Source organism: Actinoplanes sp. NPDC019969 (assembly GCF_055562375.1).
Map to the genome: position 1 here is coordinate 407,607 of NZ_JBVHFK010000007.1, position 18,786 is coordinate 426,392.

Genomic DNA, 18,786 nt, shown 5'->3' on the forward strand with positions numbered 1-18,786 from the left:
TTCTCAGGCGCCCCAGGAGCGGGCCTGCGCGTCGAAGAGACGCGGATCACTCTGGACCGGCACGACGCAGAGCAGGTGACCGCCGGGCGCCCGCAGCGTCTGGTGGCCGCCGTGGTCGGCCACCAGCGTCGCGCCCAGCGACAGCAGCCGGGCCGCCTCCGCCGCCACGTCGTCGGTCTCGATGTCCAGGTGGTACCGCGGGGCGTCGTCGACCGACTGCACGTCCACCGCGAGGCCGGGAAAGGCGTCGTGGAGGGCGATGAACTCCTCCTCGCCGGGCACCGGCTGGGCGGTGGTGCCGAACGCGCCGGCCCAGAACGTCGCGGCGGCGGGGGTGTCGGCGGCGGGCGTGTCGATGAAGAGCCCGAAGAGGCGGCTGCGATGCATGATCGAACCTTACTGGTAGAGACCGTCCAACAGCGACCGGTAACGATCCTCGGCGACCCGGCGGCGCAGCTTCAGCGACGGGGTCAGAATGCCGCTCGCCACGTCCATGTGCTCGTCCAGGATCACGTGCTTGCGGATGCGTTCCCACGGGTTCAGGCCGGCGTTCAGCTTCTCGACGGCGGCCGCGACCTCGGCTTCCACCTCGGGCGTCCGGGTCACCCCCTCGTCCAGGTCGATCAGGGCGCTGACGAACGTGCGCTTGTCCCCGTGCACCAGGATCTGGCCGGCCGCCGGGCAGAGCGCCTTGAACTTCGCCTCGATCGCCTGCGGGGCCACGTACTTGCCGTTCGACGTCTTGATCAGGTCCTTCTTGCGGTCGGTGATCCGCAGCGAGCCGCGTGCGGTGATCTCGCCGATGTCGCCGGTGCGCAGCCAGCCGCCGGCGAGCGTCTCCTCCGAGCTGAGCCCGTGATAGCCGGACATGATGCCCGGCCCGCGCAGCAGCACCTCGCCGTCCTCGGCGATCCGCACCTCGGTGCCGGGCAGCGGGCGGCCCACGGTGCCGTACTCCGGGTCGTCCGGGCGGTTGAAGATGGTGGTGGCGCAGGACTCGGTCAGCCCGTACCCCTCGGCGATCGGCAGCCCGATCCGGCCGAACCAGGACGCGATGCCGGGATCGAGGGCGCTGGCGCCGGAGATGAAATACCGCATCCGGCCGCCGAACCGGGCCCGCACCTTCGACAGCAGCACGTCGGCGAGCGGGTTGCGGTGCCCGGCCTTGACGGCGAGCGCGAACAACCGGCCCTTGAGGCCGCCGCCGATGGTGGCGCCGACCCCGGCGTACACCTTCTCGAAGATCCTCGGCACGGCGGGCATGATGGTCGGCCGCACCTCGGCGAGCCGCTCCACGATCCGGCTGACGTCGCCGTCCACCGCGAACTCGAAACCGACCGACAGCTGGCAGGCCAGCAGCGCCTTGCCGAAGGCGTGCGACAGCGGCAGCCACAGGTAACCCACGTCGTCCGGGCGCACGATGCCCATCGCCTGGATGGCCAGGCCCTGGTAGACCCAGGCGCCGTGGGAGATCCGCACACCCTTCGGCAGGCCGGTGGTGCCGGACGTGTAGATCAGCGTGGCCAGATCGTCCGGCCCGGCCGCCGCCGTGGTCCGGTCGACCAGATCCGGCTCCCTCTCCAGCGCCGCCCGGCCGCTCGCCCGCAGCTCACCGAGATCGTCGAGGCGGAACACCCGCTCCACGTGCGGGGCCACCTTCTCCTGCTGGGCGGCGTCCTCGGCGAACGCGAACCGGCTGCCCGAGTCGGTCAGGATGTGCGCGACCTCGTCCGCCGACGACGACGGGTAGACCGTGGTGGTCGCGCCGCCCGCGCACATCACCGCGAAATCGGCCTCGATCCACTCGACCCGGGTGCCGGACGCGATCGCCACCCGGTCCTCCCGCCGCAGGCCCGCCGCGATCAGGCCGGCGGCGATCTCCCGGACCGCTGCCGCGGTCTCCGCCCAGGTCTGCGCGGTCCACTCACCGCCGGTCCCGGGCTTGCGATAGGCGACTTCGGTGGGGGTACGGTCGGCGCGTGCCAGGAACATCGCACCGAACGACGACGGGCTGTCCCGCCGCAATTCGGTCAGCAGTTGCTCTTCGTGTGCGGGGGCGGTACAGGTCGTCACGAGATCTCCTCTGATATTCCCGTGAATATTCTGTGTCACCGGTCAAGACGGCCGCCCGCCGAGGGCAGGATGGGTGACGTGGCAGACGACCTTCACTTGGCACAGGAGGCCGCCCTCGCCGGCGCGGCCGAGGCTCTCCGGCACTTCGCGGCGCTCGCCGGGCTGCCCCGGGAGCTGAAGCAGGACGGCACCGTGGTGACCGCCGCCGACCGGGCCGTCGAGGACCGGATCCGGGCGGTGCTCACCGCGGCCCGGCCCGGCGACACCATCCTCGGCGAGGAGCACGGCGAGACACCCGGCACCGAGGGCCGGCGGTGGATCATCGACCCGATCGACGGCACCCACCTGTTCGTCGAGGGCGACGACCGCTGGCTGGTCCTGATCGCCCTGGAGGACCAGGGCGAGATCACCGTCGGCGTCGCGATGGTCCCGGCGCAGCACCGCATCTGGTGGGCCGTGCGCGGGGGAGGGGCCTGGGAGGCGGAGGCACGCGACGGGCGGATCGTGGACGAGAAGCGCATCCAGGTCGCCGCCGACGGGCCGGACCAGGTGACGGGCGCCCGTCTCGGGGTGGTGCCGCACTGGGGCCGCGAGCCGTTCGAGACGTTCATCGCCGCCGCCGACGAGCGGCAGTGGCCGGTGCAGCCGTCGCTGATGGTGGCTCGCGGCGACCTGGACCTGGCGTTGCAGACCGGCGGCAAGATCTGGGACTTCGCCGCCACGTCACTGATCGTCACCGAGGCCGGCGGCGATTACCGGGGCGTCGACGGGCGGACCGCGCCGGGTTCCGGCGCGTCCCTGTTCAGCCGCAGCGCCGAACTCGGCGACGCCGCCCTGAAGCAGCTGTGAAAGAGGGGCCGTCCCGCACGGGACGGCCCCTCCTCACACCGGGGCGTGCAGGGTGATCGTCGTCCAGGCGCCGACGTGCACCTGGTCGCCGTCCTTGAGCGTGCGCGAGGCCCCGGCGCCGAGCGGCTGCTCCTCGTCGTTGATCCAGGTGCCGTTGGACGAGCCGACGTCGGAGACCAGCCACGCGCCGTCGACGGTGAAGGTGAGCAGCGCGTGGTTGTGCGACACCCCCGGGTCGGCGGGCGGCGCGGCCAGGTCGATCTCCGGCGTGGTGCCCTTGGACGTGCTGTGCCGCCCGATCCGCACCTGCGGCGGGGCCAGCGTCACGGTCTGCGGGACCGCCTGCGACGGGAACGTCACGCCGTCGATGTCGTTGAGCGCGAAGTACGCCGGGTCGGCGGCGATCGTCGCGGTCCAGTCGCCGGCCGGGACGGCGACCGGCGGCGCCTCGATCTGCGGGACCCGGCCGGTGCTGTGGTCGTACCCGCAGTCCTCACAGAACCGGAACGGACCGCTGCGCGGATAGCCGCAGTTCGGGCACTTCTCCTTGGGCGTCTCCGGGACGGCGGCGGGTGGCGCCTCGATCAGGACCGCGGGCGGTGCGGAACCCTCGATCCGGGTCCCGCACGTGTCGCAGAAGTCCGGCTCGCCGGAGATGTGGCCCTTCGGGCAGGAGTACGTGCCGCTCACTGCCCCCGCCCCACGCGCACCGTCTTGGTCGACCGGGTGTCGAGGGCCATCTCGTCCTCGGCGGCGACCTTGCGGCGCAGTCGGACCGTGCCGGTCACCGCGTCGTCGATCTCCACCACCTTCGACAGCAGGTCCTCGGTGGCCTTGTTGCCGCTGGCGTGCGCGAGCTGCGCGGCCCGGCCGAACTTGATCGTCGCGGTGCGCTCGTCGCCGGCCTCCCGGGCCGCGATGCCGGCCTGGATCGCGTCGGCCAGCTCGGCCTGCCCGGTGTAGTGGGCGACCTGCCGGTTGATCCGGGTGGACAGCGCGGTGTCGTCGGTCCACACCGCACGGACCAGGCCGCGGGCGTGCTCGGTGTCGCCCTCCATGATGTGCACCCGGGCGGCCAGCATCTCGTCACCGGCCGCGCCGGCCGGCACGTCGACGCAGATGTGGTAGTCGCGGCTCTCCTGGCCCCACGAGCCCAGCGGATAGCGGCCGGCCCGCGGCCCGTCCTCGACCCGCTTGCCGGTCAGGTCGGCGACCTGCGGCTCCACCTGCTTGACGAACCGGACCGTGCTGTTCACCGGGGTCCACACCTTGAGCTGCACGTCGGCGGCGGTCTTGCCCATCGCCGCGGTGATCATCTGCTGGAACGAGGCGGTCAGCTCGGTGGGCCGGGCCACGATGTCCACGGTGCCCAGCATGCTGTCGGCGATCTTGCGCAGCTCGGAGACCTTCCAGTTCGCCCCGACGCCGCGGCAGTCGCAGATGAACTTCTCCTTGATCTGGTTCAGCACGCTGTCCAGATAGCCGTGGCGTTCGCCGTTGTCACCGTCGGTGAGCAGGATGGCGTGCTTGATGTCGCCCGGCCGCTGCTCGAACAGCTGGGCCGCCAGCAGCAGCCAGGCGCCCATCGCGGTGCCGCCGTTGGCCTGCAGCCGGTCGATCGCGTGCGACGCCGCCGCCCGGGTCTGCGGGGAGGCGACGGCCAGCTGTCCCGGGTCCGGAAACAGCTGCTGGGCGGTGCTGACCCCGGCGATGATCGCGAAGTGGACGCCGTCGTCGAGGCACTCCACAGCCGCCTTGGCCGCCTGGCGGGCCGCGCCGATGCGGCCCTCCGCCTGCATCGACCCGGACGCGTCCACGATGATGATCTCGGTCGCGCCGCCGGACCGGCGGCCGCCGTCGCCACCGGTCGACGTGACCGTCACGATCGCGTTGACTTCGCTCGCACCCAGGGCGAGGTACTCGTTCTGGAACGTCTCGGCGGAGTAGGACACGCGGGACTCCTTAAACCTCGGTGGTCTCGGGTTCGGGATCGTTGGCCGGCCGCACCGGCACCAGTGCGACCGTGATGTTGTCGGCGCCGCCCGCCGCGTTCGCGAACGCGGCCAGCGCCCGGGCCGCCCCCAGCAGCGACGTCGCGCCGGCCAGGCAGTCACGGACCACGAGGGCGAGATCGCCCGGGTCGGGCAGGTAGTTCCACAGGCCGTCGCTGCACAGGATCAGGTGCCCCGGCTCGGTGGCGGTGAACGACCGGACCCGCGGCGCCACCGGCCCGGCGTCGGCGCCGAGCCAGGCGGTGATGGCGTGCGCCTTCGGATCGTTCATCGCGGTCACCGGGTCGACGCCGAGCGCGATCACGTGGGTGGCCCACGAGTCGTCCTCGGTGAGCTGCTGGGCCGGGCCGTCCGGGCCGAGCCAGTAGATCCGGCTGTCGCCGACCCAGCCGTACCCGACGTGCGGGCCGCGCACCGCGGCGGCCACGATCGTGCAGGCCGGGTTCGCGGCGGCGCGGCGCGGATCGCCGGTGTGCGCCAGCGAGGCGACCGCGGCGGCGGCCCCGGCGATCGCGTGCGCCACCGACCCGGCCAGGCCGACCGCGCCGACCGGCTGCTCCAGGCCCTCCAGGTCGACGGTCTCGTCCGGGTTGCCGGCGGCCCACGGCTGATCCGGGTGCCGGGCGCCGGCGAGCAGCTCACCGGCGGTGCGCACGGCGATGTCGGAGGCGGCGTCCGGGTCGTACGACGCCGAGACGCCGTCGGAGACCACCACGTCCGCGGCGTCCACGCCCACCGCCAGCCACATCGCGTCCTCGTTGCGGTGGTGGCGGCGGCCCCGGTCGCTGACCGCGGCCCCGGCCACACCGCCGTCGGCCTCGAGATGATCACGCGATCGTCCGGCCATCATGCCGCACTCCTCGCAGTACCCGTCCTCGCCCACGGAGCCGGCCGCCCCGCAGTGCGCACACTCCGCCTTGCCGTCCGTCGCCGGCGCCTCGACCTCCACGGTGCCGGCCAGCTTACGGCCGCAGGCCTCGCAGAAGGTGGCGCCGGCGGCGCGCTCGTCCTCGCAGGACGTACATGCGGTCACGATCATCGGTGCGGGTTCCGCCTCTCTCACGTCCGCGTCCGCGGCCGTACCGCGTTCGCCAGGTCCACCAGGCGGATCTTCTCCGCGCCCTGCGCCGACCGGGCCATCTCCCGGTACGCCGCCTCCAGCGCGAACCGCACGTCCCGTTCCGGCAGCCTCTCCGCCGGGGCGCCGCCGATCACCGTGGCGAGGACGTCACGGTCGATGGCCGTACCGTCGCCGATGGTCTTCAGGGCCTGCTCCAGCAGCTCCGACCGTAGTGCCGCCAGCTGTGCCGCCTCCAGCTCCAAACGGGCGATCAGCTCCGCCGCACGGGCCAGCGAGTCCACGTCGACAGCGGCGGTGCGGTGCGTCCGGACCAGCGCGCGGATCGCGCCGACCTGCGAGCTCGGGTACGCCGAGGAGGTGCCCGGCACCCGGTTGTACGCCTCCACCGCCCCGGCCCGGTCCCCGCTCTCCAGCCGGCACCGGGCCAGCCCGGCCGCCGCCGTCGTGTACGCCGGGTCGGTCCGGCTCACCACGTCGTAGAAGCCGCAGGCGGTCGCCGCGTCCCCGGCCAGCTCCGCGGTGACCCCGAGGGCCAGCTGCGGGGCCAGCTCACCGGGCAGCGCCGACCACACCGCGTCGAACCGCTGCCGGGCCCGCGCGTGGTCGCCGGTGGACAGCGCGAGCAGACCGTCGTACCAGTCGGCCCGCCAGTCCGGGGCCAGCTCCCGGTACGCCTTCGCGGCGGCCTCGGCGTCACCGGCGTCGATGTGCGCCCGCATCCGCCGCAGCCCCACCTCCTCGGAGTGCACCGGGGCGGCGGCCAGCTGGGCGAGCACCGTCTTCGGGTCGGCCGCGGTGATCGAGGCGAGGAACCCGGCGGCCGGGTCGGTGAGATCCAGCAGCGGCGTCGGCAGATCCTGCCAGCGGGCCCGGTCGTCGCGCAGGTCGGTGCGCAGCTCGGCGGTGAAGAACCGGGAGATCGCCGGGTGCGGGGTGCCGCCGGCGGCGAGCACCTGCCGCAGCACGCCCAGCATCTGCTCGGCCATCTCGGCGGCGTCGGCGAACCGCTCGTCGCGGTCCGTGCGGGTGGCCCGGTCCAGCAGCCGGTAGAACGCCTCGTGCCGCTGGTAGACCTCGAACTCGCCGCGGTCCGGCAGGCTGTCGGCGAACGTCGTCTGGTAACCGCGGAAGTCGGTGGTGAGCACCGCCAGGGTCCGGCCGATGGTGTACAGGTCGGAGGCCGGTGACGGGCCCAGCGCCGCCATCTCCGGCGCCTGGTAACCGACGGTGCCGTAGATCGCGGAGTCCTCGTCGTCGATGTGCACCACACCGCCGAGGTCGATCAGCCGCATCTGGTCACCGGACTGGATCACGTTGTCCGGTTTGAAGTCGCAGAAGATCAGGCCACGGTCGTGCAGGTAGCCGAAGGCCGGCATGATCTCCAGCACGTAGGCGAGCGCCCGGTCCACCGGCAGCTGCTCGGAGCTGCCGTTCGCGCGGCGCTCCTTCAGCAGGTCCTTGAGGGACTTGCCGCCGACGTACTCCATGACGATGTAGCCGGCGCCCTCGTGCTCCACGAAGTTGTAGATCTTGACGATGTTCGGGTGCTCGACCTCGGCCAGGAACCGCCGCTCGGCCACCGCGGCGGCCAGGGCGTCCTCGTCGCCGGAGTTCAGCAGGCCCTTGAGCACCACCCAGCGGTCCGACACGTTCTTGTCGACGGCCAGGTAGATCCAGCCCAGGCCGCCGTGCGCGAGCGGGCCGACCACCTCGTACTGCCGGGCGACCAGGTCGCCCTTGGCCAGTTTCGGGGTGAAGTTGAACGCCTCGCCGCAGGAGGCGCAGAAACCGGAGGTGCGGGCCGGGCGGTCGCCGCGGGCCCGGCCGACCGGTTTGCCGCACTTGGCGCAGTACCGCTTCGACTCCGGCACCTCGGCCACGGCCATCACCGCGGTCGCCGGGTCCGCGGTCCGGACCGGCTCGATGTCCACCAGGCCACCGCCGAAGCGGCGGGCCGATCCGGTGCGGGAGCTGCCGGAGGTGCGGCCACTTCCCCGGGTACGGGTGGACAGCGCGCTGCTGCGGGAGGAGGCGGCGGTGCCCTGCCGGGGCGCCGGGACGACAGGTTTCACCCCGGCCAGCCCGCACTCGTCGCAGTATCCGTCCTCGATCGTGCCGTGGCAGCCGGCCCGCAGGCACCTGGCGCCGGCCGGAGCCGTCGCCGCAGCGGGCGCCGCCGCCGGCGTCGTGACCGGCGCGGGCGCCAGGCCGCAGGTGTCGCAGTATCCGTCCTCGATCGTGCCGGAACAGTTGGGGCGCAGGCAGCTGGTCATCGGGCCTCCCGGGCGGCGATGGTGGCGGAGAGCGCGTCCTGGTACGCGTCGACGGCGGCACGGGCCGCCGCCAGGTCACAGGGAGCCTGGTGCAGGACGTTGCGGGCGGCGTCGGCGAGCGGGCCGAGCCGGGAGTCCTCGCCGAGACCGCGGCCGAGCGCCTTGGCCCGGTAGGCCTCGAAGCGGCCGCGCAGCTCGTTGCGCTCGGCGAGCAGGGCGGTGTGGTGGGCGCGGGCGGAGCGCAGCGCGGCCAGCCGCTCCCGGGCCTGCCGGTTCCACGCGGACAGGCGCGGGCTGATCAGGGCCCAGTGGCCGGCGGCGGCGAGCGCGTCGATCGCGGCGAGCTCGGGGCGCTGGTCGGTGGCCCGTACCGGGAGAAGCTGGGTCTCCGGGAAACGCCCGGCCACCGCCTCCCGGGAGGTCTCCGCCTCCCGCTGGGCCGCGTCCAGCTCGGCCAGCAGCGTGCGGGCGTCGCGCAGCCGCTGCGTCAGCGAGGCGCGCAACTCGGCCGCCGAGGTGCGCTCCGCGTCCGCCCGCGCCACCAGGTCCCTGACCCGGGCGAGACCGGACAGGTCGGCGCCCGCGCCCAGCGGATCCGTGGCCAGGGTCCCGGTCAGGTCGCCGAGCAGCCGGTCCGCCTCGTCCAGCAGCCGGTCCGCCTGCACGGCCAGGCCGCCCGCCCCGGACTGCCGGGTGAGGTCACGCACCCGCAGCAGCGCGTCCGCGGCCTCGGCGGCGGCCGGCATGCCCCGGCGCCAGATGTCGCCGGCCCGGGTCACCACGGCGACCGCGGTGGTGAACGCGGACTCCATCGCCGACAGCAGCTCGGCGGGCGTGGACGTGGAGGTGATCTGCCCGGAGCCGAGCAGCCCGCGCTGCGCCAGCGGCACCGTCGCGGTGGACAGGGTGATCGAGCTGCCCAGCACCTCGTGCTGATAGGCGGCCCGGTCGGCGTCGCTCATCCGGCGCTGCCCGCGTAGCGCCTTGGCCTGCACGATCACCTCGGTGAGCTGGCGGTGCCCCTGCCACAGCCGGGCCAGGGCGTCGCTGGCGTTCTCCCACGCCGCCGCGGTCCGGCCGGTCAGCTTGATCCGGCCCAGCTCCTGGCGGTCCGGGTTCTGGTCCAGCTCGACCAGGTTGGCGGCGATCGCGGCCACGGCGCTCTCCAGCCGGGCCAGCTCGGTGTCGGCGGCGGTCAGGGCGGCCGTCATCGGTACCGTGCCGCGGGTGGCTTCGGGGCCGGGCCGGAACCGCCCAGCCAGCGGGCGTGCAGCGCCGCCCAGGTGCCGTCGCCGCGCATCCGCTCCAGGACCGCGTTGACGAACCGGGTGAACTCCGGATGGCTCTTGTCGATCGCGACAGCGTAGGGCTCCTGGGTGAACGGCGGGCCGACGACCTTCGCGTACGGGTCCTGGGCCTCCAGCCCGGCCAGGATGGTGTCGTCGGTGGAGATGCCGTCCACCTCGCCACGCTGGAACGCGACCAGGCACTCGCCGAAGTCGGGCCGGGCCACCGCGACCGGCGGCGGGCTCACCGCGACCTTCCCGATGTTCTCCAGGGAGGTCGAGCCGGCGGCGGCGCAGACCGGCCGCCCGCCCATGTCCTCGATCCGCTGCGCCGTCGCGTCCTTGCCGACCAGCAGCCGCTGCCCGGCCTCGAAATAGACGGTGGAGAAGTCCACCTGGTCCCAGCGGGCGCAGTTCGCCGTCATGGTGTTGATGACCAGGTCGACGGTGCCCTTCTGGACCGCCTCGATGCGTTTGGCCCGCGGCACGACCCGGATCTCCAGCCTGTCCGGGGAGCCGAGGATCGCCCGGGCGATCTCGCGGCCCATGTCCACGTCGAAGCCCTCGATCTTCCCGCTGAACGGGTCGCGGGAGGCGAACAGCAGGGTGTCCTGGCTGGTGCCGAGGACGAGACGGCCCCGGTCCCGGATGGTCTTCATGTAGCTGCCGGCGGGGATCTGCAACGCGGTCGTGGGCCGGAAGCTGGCCCGCGGGTCACAGGTCTCCTTCTCCGCCGGCGCCGCCGCTTGCTGCGACGGCCGGGCGGCGGGTGACTCCGGCGCCGGAGCGGGGGCGTCGGTGCAGGCGGTGAGCAGCGCCATCAGGGCGAGAGCGAGGAGGGTACGGTGTTTCACCGGTATTCCTCCAGCCGGGCCCGCAGGCCGATCGCCGCGAACACCGCGATGCCGAGCGCCAGCAGCGGGCCCAGCACGGTCAGCAGCCCCAGCCCGCGCCCGGCCGACCGGATCTCCGCGTCGAAGGCCTGCCCCCGGTCGGCCAGGGCGGCGCCCAGCGTGCCGGTCAGGTCGTCGAACGCCCGGGTCGTCTCGTCACTGACGGCCAGTTTCACCGCGCCCTCGTAGTCGCCGTTGTCGTCCAGCGCCCGGATCCGTTCGTGCAGTGTCAGGTAGGCGGCGTGCTGCCCGCCCGCGGTGTCCATCAGGCCGGCCACGTCGTCGAGCTCCGGGCGGTCGAAGGCGACCTGCCCTCTCAGCTCGGTGAACTCGTCCTCCAGCTTGCCGTGCCCGGCCCGGGCCGCCAGGGTGAGCGCCTCGTTCGCCCGCTCGCGCAGCACCACGATCCGGGTGCCGGCCAGCGTCTCCAGCGGGGCCGAACCGTCCCGGTCGGCGCCGGACAACTGGGCCCGCTGATGCGCGAAGACGGTGGCGCAGCCCAGCACCAGCAGCACGGTGAGCGCGGAGGCGGCCAGCAGCGGCACGTTGAACGTGCGCCGGGTGGTGCGGCTCAGGTGCAGCTGGGCGGCGATCAGCGCGATGCTCAGCGCCACGGCCAGCACCAGCAGCAGCATCAGCCACCAGGAGCTGCGGGCCTCCGCGTACCCCGTCTGGGTCTCCCGGCGGGCCTCGGCGAACAGCGTCTCCGCCTGCGGCTGCAGGGTGTCCCGGTTGAGCTGGGAGGCGGTCGACAGGTAGGCCGCGCCGACCGGTTTGCCCTGCCGGTTGAGGGCGCGGGCGGTGGCGACCAGCGCCGTGTAGTCGCCGAGACCGGTGTTGATCTCGCGGATCGCCCCGGCCGCCGCGGAGTCCGCCGGGACCCGGCGGGCCGCCGAGGTCAGGGCGGTCGCGGCGGCGTTCAGCTTCTCGTCGTAACGCCGGGTCAGCGCGGGGGGCTCCAGGCCGCCGGCGATGAAGGCCTGCGCGGCGGTGGAGTCGGCGTCGGCGAGCGCCGAATAGACGGTCTCCGCCTCGGCCAGCAGCGGCTGGGCACGGTCCCGCAGGTCGGCGGTGCCTGTGGCGGCGGAACGGGCGGTCAGGCCGGCGACCAGGCCGGTCAGCGCGGCGAGCACGAGCAGGACGGCGAGCAGCAGCTGAAGACGGCCGGGCGAGGTGTGCCGCAAGCCGGCGAGTCGTCGCAGCGCCGCCGTGGACGGCGCCTGAACTGCTGTCACTGAAGGTGCCCTCTCGCTGGGGTGTCGCACGTCCACTGTGCGTCATGGATGCAAGGGATCACCGGCGTCGTCCGGGAGTTTACGAACGGAAGGCGCCCGGCGGAACCGCCGGGCGCCTGCTCCTCGGGCGTCGATCAGCTCAGTTCGCGTTTGAGCAGCTTGCCGGTGGCCGTCATGGGCAGCGCCTCGACGATCTTCACGATCCGGGGGTACTTGTAGGAGGCCATCTGCTCCTTGCCCCAGGCGACCAGCTCCTCCTCGGTGGCCGAAGCGCCCGGCTTGAGGATCACGAACGCCTTGACCTCCTCGCCGTGGCTCTCGTGCGGCACCCCGATCACCGCGGCGAGGGACACCGCCTCGTGGGTGAGCAGGACCTCCTCGATCTCCCGCGGGTAGACGTTGAAGCCACCCCGGATGATCATGTCCTTGGCGCGGTCGACGATGTAGTAGAAGCCGTCCTTGTCCCGGCGGGCCAGGTCACCGGTGCGGAACCAGCCGTCCCGGATCACCTCGGCCGTCGCCTCCGGCCGCCCGTAGTAGCCGCGCATGATGTTGTGCCCGCGGATCGCGATCTCGCCGATCTCGTCCGGGTTGTCGATCGCGTTCCACTCCTGGTCGATCAGCTTCACCTCGACGCCCCAGATCGGGATGCCGATCGAGCCGGGCCGGGCGTCGCTGTGCGGGTCGCTGAAGGTGGCCACCGGCGAGGTCTCGGACAGGCCGTACCCCTCCAGGATGGTGACGCCGAACCGCTCCTTGACCGCCTTGATGATCTCCACCGGGAGGCTGGAGCCGCCGGACACCGCGACCCGCATGTTCCGGGCGATCCGCTCCACGTCGACACCGTCGCCGAGAGCGTTGAGCAGGCCCCAGTACATCGTCGGGACACCCGCGAAGAACGTCACGTCCTCGCTCTGCAGCAGCTGCACGGCCGCCGCCGCGTCGAAGCGGGGCAGCAGCACCAGCGTCGCCGCGGTCGCGAAACCGGCGTTCATGTTCACCGTCGAGCCGAACGAGTGGAACAGCGGCAGCACCAGCAGGTGCGTGTCGGTGGCCGGCTGGGTGCCGAACAGCCGGTTGCAGGTCAGCGCGTTCAGCACCAGGTTCGAGTGGGACAGCTCGGCGCCCTTGGCCTGGCCGGTGGTGCCGCTGGTGTAGAGGATCACCGCCGGGTCGGTCTCGGCCCGCTGCACCGTCTCGAACACCGGCGGCTGCCCGGCCAGCGCCGCGCCCAGCGTCTCCGCGCCCTCGATCGGCGAGGCGGCCGCCGGGTCCGCGGTGATCAGGAAGAAGTGCTCGGCGTCCTCGGCCTCGGTGAAGCCGGCGAAACCCTCGGCGCCCATCGGCAGCTCGGGAGTGCCCTGGAAGCAGAAGTACGCCTTGGCGTCCGAGTCCTTCAGGTGGTAGGCGATCTCGCGGCCCTTGAGAAGCACATTGAGGGGTACGACCACCGCGCCGGCCTTGAGGATGCCGTAGTACACGATCGGGAAGTACGGCAGGTTCGGGCAGGTCAGCGCCACCTTGTCGCCGGGCTGGATGCCCCGCGCCGTGAGCAGGGCGGCCACCTGGCTCGCCGCCGCGTTCACCTGCGCGTAGGTCAGACGCTGCGGGCCGAGCACCACCGCCGCGCGCTCCGGGTGGTGGCGAGCGCTGTCCTCCAGGAGAACGGAGAGGTTGAGCATGTGGTGGAACCCTTCTTACCGGTGAGTTGTGACGGCGGTCTCCACCGCTGTTTCGCCATCCCAGCATGCGCACCGGGGTCGGTGGAACCCCTCGTTTCGTCTTTGTTTCCTTGCGCCTTTGTTTAGGTCCGGCCCGTTGTTGCCGATGGCACCGGCGTGGGAATCCCGGTGTTGGATGCGGTACATGTGGGCCGTCAGCCGATCTTCGACGCTCAAGGCGCCGTCGTGGCTTACGAGCTGCTGTTCCGTGGCCGTATGGACGACGTCGCGTCGGGGCGGCAGGACACCTACGCCACCAGCGCCGTCATGGTGAACGCGTTCACCGAGTTCGGAATCGCTGAAGTGGCCGGCAACCGGCCGTGCTTCATCAACCTCACCCGCGAGTTCGTGACCGGGCGGCTGCCGTTGCCGTTCGGCCCGGAACAGGTGGTGCTCGAGGTGCTGGAGACGGTCGACGTCGACGACGAGGTGATCGCCGGGCTGACCGCCCTCGCCGAGGCCGGTTACAAGATCGCCCTCGACGACTTCGTCTGGGGTTCCGGGCACGAGCGGCTGCTCGGGCTGGCCTCGTACGTCAAACTCGATCTTCTCGACGGCGACCTCAGCCGGCTCGGCGAGATCGTCGCCGCCTGCCGCGAGCACCCGGCGATCCAGCTCGTCGCCGAACGCCTGGAGACGGCCGACCAGGTCGCCATCGCCGACCACTTCGGCATGGAACTGCGGCAGGGGTACGCGCTGAGCCGCCCCCAGGTGCTCAGCACGCCCAGCCTGTCGCCGTCCCGGCTGCGCCGGCTCGAACTCGTCGCCGCGCTCATGTCCCCGGACGTGCCCCTCGAGAAGATCACCGCGATCATCGTCAGCGACCCCGCGCTCGCCCTGCGCGTGCTGCGGGTCAGCAACTCGGTGGCCGCCGGCGTGGTCAGCCGGATCTCCTCGGTCCGGCAGGCCGTCATGCTGGTCGGCCTCACCCGGATCCGGCGCTGGGCCACCCTGATGGTGGTCGACGACGTGGCCGAGGCGCCGGAGGAGCAGCTGCTCACCGTCCTGACCCAGGCCCGCCTCTGCGAGAACCTGGCGTCGCGTTTCGGCGCCGACCCGGGCGCCGCCTTCGTGGCCGGGCTGGTCACCGGCATGGCCGGGCTGATGGCGATGACCCCGTCGGCGATGACCGAGCAGCTGCCGCTGACCGCCGAGGTCTCCGACGCGCTCACCCATGGCACCGGCCGGCTCGGCGGGGTGCTGCGGGCGGTCCGCGCCTACGAGGACGGCGAGTGGGGCAGCGGCGACCTGGCCGGCCTGTCCCTCGACGCGATGCGGTGGTCGACGCGTACGTTGACGGCCGCGCACCGCTTCAACCCGCCCGCCACGAAACTGGGCCGCAAGCCCGCCTGACCCGGCGCCCTGCCGCTCAGAGGCGCGGCTCGGCGTCCTCCCGGTCTCCTTCGACGACCTCCCAGTCGGCGCCGGTCACCGGGTGCCGGCCGGTCCACCAGACACCGCAGGCGGTGAGCGCCAGGTTCAGCAGGGCCGGCCCGAGCACGAACAGGTCGCGGGCGCCGCTGTCGAACAGCCCGTAGTTGTTGTCGAGCAGGCAGACGAACAGCGACCACGGCAGCCCCGAGACCATCAGCAGCAACCCGACCAGCCCCGCGCCGAGATCCGGCTCCGGGGCGGTGGCCGCCGCCGTGCTGGCCGGCCCCAGCCAGAGGCAGGCCGCCGGAACGACCAGCATCGCCTGCAGCCCCACCAGCGTCCAGAGAAGTCTCCGGCGCCCGGCGTGCCCGCTGTCGTCCTGCCGCGTGTCATGGCGCATCGTTGCGGCCCCCTGCCCTGGTGCGTTCGGGTCAGCCTAGAACCTTCCGGTCGCCCGCAGGAACCCCAGGTGAAACCGGGTGTGCGGCCGCCCTGACCAAGATCATGAAATATCCTCCCGCCCGGTCCGCAACCGGGCGTCTCCACCCCCGACATCCCGCGTCTCGGCGGCCGTTCCGGCCCTTCGGGCTCACCCATCGTCGCGGCTTCGTCGCAGGACCGGGACGGCCGCGGCGGCGGTGGCGAGGGCCGCGCAGATCGCGGTCACCGCCGCCGTGATCGTCCACGGGACCACCAGGGCGATGTCCGCGCCGGTCTCGGCCTCGAACGCGGCCCGGATCCCGCCGAGCGAGATCACCGCGACCAGCGTGCCGAGAGCGGCCCCGGCCAGCACGGCCAGCAACGCCTCCGCGGTGACCACCCGGAGCACCTGCCCGGTGCCCGCCCCGGCCAGCCGCAGCGCCCCGAACTCCGGCCGCCGCGCCGCGGTCGCCATCAGCAGCGTGTTCCCGACCGCGATCCCGGTGTACCCGGCGGTGAGCCCGATCAACGCGACCAGGAACAGATCGACCAGCCGTCCCTCCTCGCCCACTTCCTCCCGCACGTACTCGTGGACCGGCAGGACCCGCCCGCCCGCGACGGCCACGGCGTCCTTCCGCAGCACCACCAGCCCGGTCAGCGCGTCGGGATCGTGCCGGCGGACCAGCTCCAGCGGCACCGTGACCTCCGCCCCGACCGCCCGGACCGGCAACGACGCCGCCGCGCCGTCCGCGAACCGCACCCGCACCACGTCCCCGGCGCGGGCGCCGAGTTCCGCCGCCGTGTACCGGTCCAGGGCCACGAACCCCGCCCCGCCGGCGCGGTCACGGTTCGTTCCGGTGCCGGGTCTGCCGTCGGTCACCGCTTCGCTGCCGGTGCCGGGTCTGCCGTCGGCCATCGCCTTGCCGCTGGTGCCGGGTCTGCCGTCGGTCACCGCATTGCCGCCGGTGCCGGGCTTGCCGCCGTCGTCGCGTTCGTTCGAGGAGCTGGTGGGGCCGCGGTGCGAATCGGTGGCACCGGTTGCCTGGACGCCCCTCGTCACGTCGCGGTGGGTGATCAGGAGGCGGGTCGACAGGCGAGGCTCGGCGCCCTGCGCGGCGACCGCCGCCGCGGACAGGCCGGGCGTGCCGTCCGGGACCAGCACCGAGCCGGCCGGGTATTTCGCGGACTCGTCGATCCCGACGGCCAGCTCCGCCGTCGCCACCGTGCCGGCGAGCAGCACCGTGAAACCGACCGTGGCGAGCACCGGCGCGGCGGTCGAGGCGACCCGCCGGACCCCGGTCAGGGTGCCCTCCCGGACCAGCATGCCGACCGCGCCGTCCCGCCACGGCCGGGCCACCACCCGGACCAGCGGGACGATCAGCGCCGGCGACAGCATCGCGGCCGCGCTGAGCAGCAGCATCGCGGCTCCCAGGCCGGCGGTCGACTGCAGTTCGAGGGGCAGCGCGGGGACGGCGGCCAGCAGACCGGCGCCGGTGACCGCGCACAACGGCCCGGCCACCCACCGGGCCGGGGTCATCGCCCGCGGATCGGCGGCGGCCTCACGCAGCGCGTCGAGCGGCGGGATCCGGCTGGCCCGGCGTGCGGCAGCGGTCACCCCGGCCAGTGCCACGACGAGCCCCAGCAGGATCGCGCCGGCCAGGGCGATCGGCTGGCCGGTGACGGTGAATCCGGCCGGCTCCAGACCGGTGCTGATCATCGGCCGGGCCAGCAGTGGCGCGGCGGCCGCTCCGGCCGGGGCCCCGAGCAGTCCGGCGAAGAGCGCGATCAGGGTCGTCTCGGCGTACATCAACCGGCGCACCTGTCCCGGGGTCGCACCGATCGCCCGCAGCAGCCCGAGCTCCCGGCGGCGCTGCGCCGCGCTCAGCGCACACGTCGACGACACCACGAAGACGGTCGCGAACGCCCCCAGCATGACCAGCGCGATCAGCAACTGCGCCCCGAGCCAGCGGATCCGCGTGACACTGTCCGGCTCCAGCGCATCCCGGTCAGCGCCGACCCGGGCGACCCCCTCCGCGCCGACCTCGGCCCGAACCGCCTCGGCGGCGTCCCGCACACCGCCGGCCGACGCGGGGCCGGTCGTCGTCGGCTTGTCGCTGGACAGGGTCAGGCCGATGACGTGGACCCCGGAGGCGCGTCGTGCGGCCTCGCCGTCCGCCACGTAGAAGCCGGGCCCGTCGAGGGTGCCCGTGACCAGCCACTTCTCCGGGCCGGTCGAGGTGAGAACGTCGAGGGTGGCGCCGGGGGCCGGGTCGGCGACCGCGACCTCGCCGGGTCCGCTGGGGGCCCGCCCGGCGGTGAGCCGGTAGCCGCCGAGCACCGCCGACGACCAGGCGTGCCCGTCGGTGAGCGCGGCCTGGGCGTCGCCGGTCGCCCGGCCCGCCCGCAGCCGCTGCACGTAGAACCACGGATCGGCGACGGCCGCCGAGACCCCCGGCAGTCGTCCGAGCCGCGCGGCGAGGGCTGCCGCCTCCGGCCCCGTCCACGCCCGGCGGTCACCGGTCCGGCCGGTCTCCGGGTCCGGTGGCGTCACCAGCACCGGCGACTGTCCGTAGCGAGCCGGGGCCTGTGGCTGCGAACTGAGGTAGAGCGTGGCCGAGCCGGCGACGACGGCCACGCCCAGGAACACCGCGACGAACGTGCCGGCGAAGCTCGGGAAACGATGCCGGACCATGGCCCAGGCCGCGCTCACCGGGTCACCGCCGCGCTCGCGTCCAGCGTGCCGGAACCGCTGGTGCGAGTGTCCGGGTGCCGCGTGACGTCGGCCTCCAGGCGGGCCGTGTGCAGGGCGATCCGCTCCGGCCCGGCCGAACCCGCCAGCTCGTCGACGACCCGGCCGTCGGCCAGGAACAGCACCCGGTCCGCGGTGGCGGCGGCGAGCGGATCATGGGTCACCATCAGGATGGTCTGCCGGTGCCGGTCGACCGCCGCCCGCAGCAGCCGCAGCACCGCGGCGCCGGCGGTCGCGTCGAGCGCGCCGGTCGGCTCGTCGGCGAAGAGCACCGCCGGCCGGGTGACCAGGGCCCGCGCGATCGCGACCCGCTGCTGCTGGCCGCCGGACAGCTCGGACGGCCGGTGCGCCGCCCGGCCCGCCAGGCCGACCTCGGCCAGCACCGCGGCCACCTCGCCGCGCTCCGGCCGCCGCCCGGCCAGACGCAGCGGCAACGCCACGTTCTGCGCCGCGGTCAGCGCGGGCACCAGGTTGAACGCCTGGAAGACGAAACCCACGCGGGCGCGGCGCAGGCGGGTCAGGGCCCGCTCGCTCAGGCCCCCGACCGGAACGCCGTCGATGATCACCTCGCCGCCGGTGGCCCGGTCCAGCCCGGCCGCGCAGTGGAGCAGGGTGGACTTGCCGGACCCGGACGGGCCCATGACCGCGGTGAAGGTGCCCGGCGCGAACCGGGCGCCGACCCGGTCGAGCGCCGTCACGGCCCGCTCACCCGTCCCGAAGGTCCTGCTGACCTCGCGCAGCTCGACCGCTGGTGTGTCGTGATCCGTCATGCCGTCCAGCCAACCGTCCCGGCGGCCCCGGCACAGTCGTGCGGGATGGA

Annotated in this window: 15 protein-coding genes; 2 read left to right on the forward strand and 13 right to left on the reverse strand. The window is 73.5% G+C overall.

Annotated elements, in window-relative coordinates; all coding sequences use genetic code 11:
• Positions 1-3: 3 nt before the first annotated feature.
• Complete coding sequence (locus tag ACZ3II_RS23055; RefSeq protein ID WP_465519761.1) at positions 4-387, reverse strand: VOC family protein; 384 nt, start codon at positions 385-387, stop codon at positions 4-6.
• Between the two features lie 9 nt (positions 388-396).
• Entirely contained in the window at positions 397-2,073 is a 1,677-nt protein-coding gene (locus ACZ3II_RS23060) for an AMP-dependent synthetase/ligase (RefSeq protein WP_465519762.1), read from the reverse strand.
• Between the two features lie 78 nt (positions 2,074-2,151).
• Here ACZ3II_RS23060 and ACZ3II_RS23065 point away from each other — a divergent pair, with 78 nt between their 5' ends.
• The gene (locus tag ACZ3II_RS23065) at positions 2,152-2,922 is read left to right on the forward strand and encodes an inositol monophosphatase family protein (protein WP_465519763.1); all 771 of its coding nucleotides are present in this window, start codon (positions 2,152-2,154) and stop codon (positions 2,920-2,922) included.
• Between the two features lie 33 nt (positions 2,923-2,955).
• On the opposite strand, the gene ACZ3II_RS23070 is transcribed toward ACZ3II_RS23065, so the two are convergent.
• From ACZ3II_RS23070 to ACZ3II_RS23105, 8 genes are all read right to left on the reverse strand, one after another.
• A complete protein-coding gene (locus ACZ3II_RS23070) occupies positions 2,956-3,612 on the reverse strand; it encodes an FHA domain-containing protein (protein WP_465519764.1) in 657 nt (218 codons plus the stop codon).
• Positions 3,609-4,874, reverse strand: coding sequence for a vWA domain-containing protein (locus ACZ3II_RS23075; RefSeq protein ID WP_465519765.1), 1,266 nt, complete (start codon positions 4,872-4,874; stop codon positions 3,609-3,611). The genes ACZ3II_RS23070 and ACZ3II_RS23075 overlap by 4 nt, the downstream gene beginning before the upstream one ends.
• Positions 4,875-4,884: 10 nt before the next feature.
• Positions 4,885-5,997 carry a protein phosphatase 2C domain-containing protein gene (locus tag ACZ3II_RS23080; protein ID WP_465519766.1) on the reverse strand — a complete coding sequence of 371 codons (1,113 nt, stop codon included), beginning with the start codon at positions 5,995-5,997 and terminating at the stop codon, positions 4,885-4,887.
• Positions 5,994-8,288: a serine/threonine-protein kinase gene (locus ACZ3II_RS23085; RefSeq protein WP_465519767.1), complete on the reverse strand. Its 2,295-nt coding sequence runs from the start codon at positions 8,286-8,288 to the stop codon at positions 5,994-5,996. Before ACZ3II_RS23085 ends, ACZ3II_RS23080 begins: the two co-directional genes overlap by 4 nt.
• Entirely contained in the window at positions 8,285-9,499 is a 1,215-nt protein-coding gene (locus ACZ3II_RS23090) for a hypothetical protein (RefSeq protein ID WP_465519768.1), read from the reverse strand. The genes ACZ3II_RS23085 and ACZ3II_RS23090 overlap by 4 nt, the downstream gene beginning before the upstream one ends.
• Positions 9,496-10,428 (reverse strand): glutamate ABC transporter substrate-binding protein, encoded by a 933-nt coding sequence (locus tag ACZ3II_RS23095; protein WP_465519769.1) that lies wholly within the window; start codon positions 10,426-10,428, stop codon positions 9,496-9,498. The genes ACZ3II_RS23090 and ACZ3II_RS23095 overlap by 4 nt, the downstream gene beginning before the upstream one ends.
• Positions 10,425-11,702: a hypothetical protein gene (locus ACZ3II_RS23100; protein WP_465519770.1), complete on the reverse strand. Its 1,278-nt coding sequence runs from the start codon at positions 11,700-11,702 to the stop codon at positions 10,425-10,427. The genes ACZ3II_RS23095 and ACZ3II_RS23100 overlap by 4 nt, the downstream gene beginning before the upstream one ends.
• 134 nt (positions 11,703-11,836) lie before the next feature.
• Positions 11,837-13,384: a long-chain-fatty-acid--CoA ligase gene (locus ACZ3II_RS23105; protein WP_465519771.1), complete on the reverse strand. Its 1,548-nt coding sequence runs from the start codon at positions 13,382-13,384 to the stop codon at positions 11,837-11,839.
• Positions 13,385-13,609: 225 nt separating this feature from the next.
• Here ACZ3II_RS23105 and ACZ3II_RS23110 point away from each other — a divergent pair, with 225 nt between their 5' ends.
• Complete coding sequence (locus tag ACZ3II_RS23110) at positions 13,610-14,776, forward strand: EAL and HDOD domain-containing protein (protein ID WP_465519772.1); 1,167 nt, start codon at positions 13,610-13,612, stop codon at positions 14,774-14,776.
• Positions 14,777-14,792: 16 nt separating this feature from the next.
• Here ACZ3II_RS23110 and ACZ3II_RS23115 read toward each other — a convergent pair whose 3' ends face one another.
• The 3 genes from ACZ3II_RS23115 to ACZ3II_RS23125 all read right to left on the reverse strand — a co-directional run bounded on the left by ACZ3II_RS23115 (position 14,793) and on the right by ACZ3II_RS23125 (position 18,736).
• Positions 14,793-15,197, reverse strand: a complete 405-nt coding sequence (locus ACZ3II_RS23115) for a hypothetical protein (protein ID WP_465519773.1) — start codon at positions 15,195-15,197, stop codon at positions 14,793-14,795.
• Positions 15,198-15,386: 189 nt separating this feature from the next.
• Complete coding sequence (locus ACZ3II_RS23120; protein WP_465519774.1) at positions 15,387-17,927, reverse strand: ABC transporter permease; 2,541 nt, start codon at positions 17,925-17,927, stop codon at positions 15,387-15,389.
• A complete protein-coding gene (locus tag ACZ3II_RS23125; protein WP_465519775.1) occupies positions 17,924-18,736 on the reverse strand; it encodes an ABC transporter ATP-binding protein in 813 nt (270 codons plus the stop codon). The genes ACZ3II_RS23120 and ACZ3II_RS23125 overlap by 4 nt, the downstream gene beginning before the upstream one ends.
• Positions 18,737-18,786 lie beyond the last annotated feature (50 nt).

What these genes read in the sequence shown, in the direction of transcription:
- ACZ3II_RS23055 (WP_465519761.1), bottom strand. Translation starts at nt 387, where the DNA reads ATGCATCGCAGCCGCCTCTTCGGGCTCTTCATCGACACGCCCGCCGCC.
- ACZ3II_RS23085 (WP_465519767.1), bottom strand. Translation starts at nt 8,288, where the DNA reads ATGACCAGCTGCCTGCGCCCCAACTGTTCCGGCACGATCGAGGACGGA.
- ACZ3II_RS23090 (WP_465519768.1), bottom strand. Translation starts at nt 9,499, where the DNA reads ATGACGGCCGCCCTGACCGCCGCCGACACCGAGCTGGCCCGGCTGGAG.
- ACZ3II_RS23105 (WP_465519771.1), bottom strand. Translation starts at nt 13,384, where the DNA reads ATGCTCAACCTCTCCGTTCTCCTGGAGGACAGCGCTCGCCACCACCCG.
- ACZ3II_RS23115 (WP_465519773.1), bottom strand. Translation starts at nt 15,197, where the DNA reads ATGCGCCATGACACGCGGCAGGACGACAGCGGGCACGCCGGGCGCCGG.
- ACZ3II_RS23125 (WP_465519775.1), bottom strand. Translation starts at nt 18,736, where the DNA reads ATGACGGATCACGACACACCAGCGGTCGAGCTGCGCGAGGTCAGCAGG.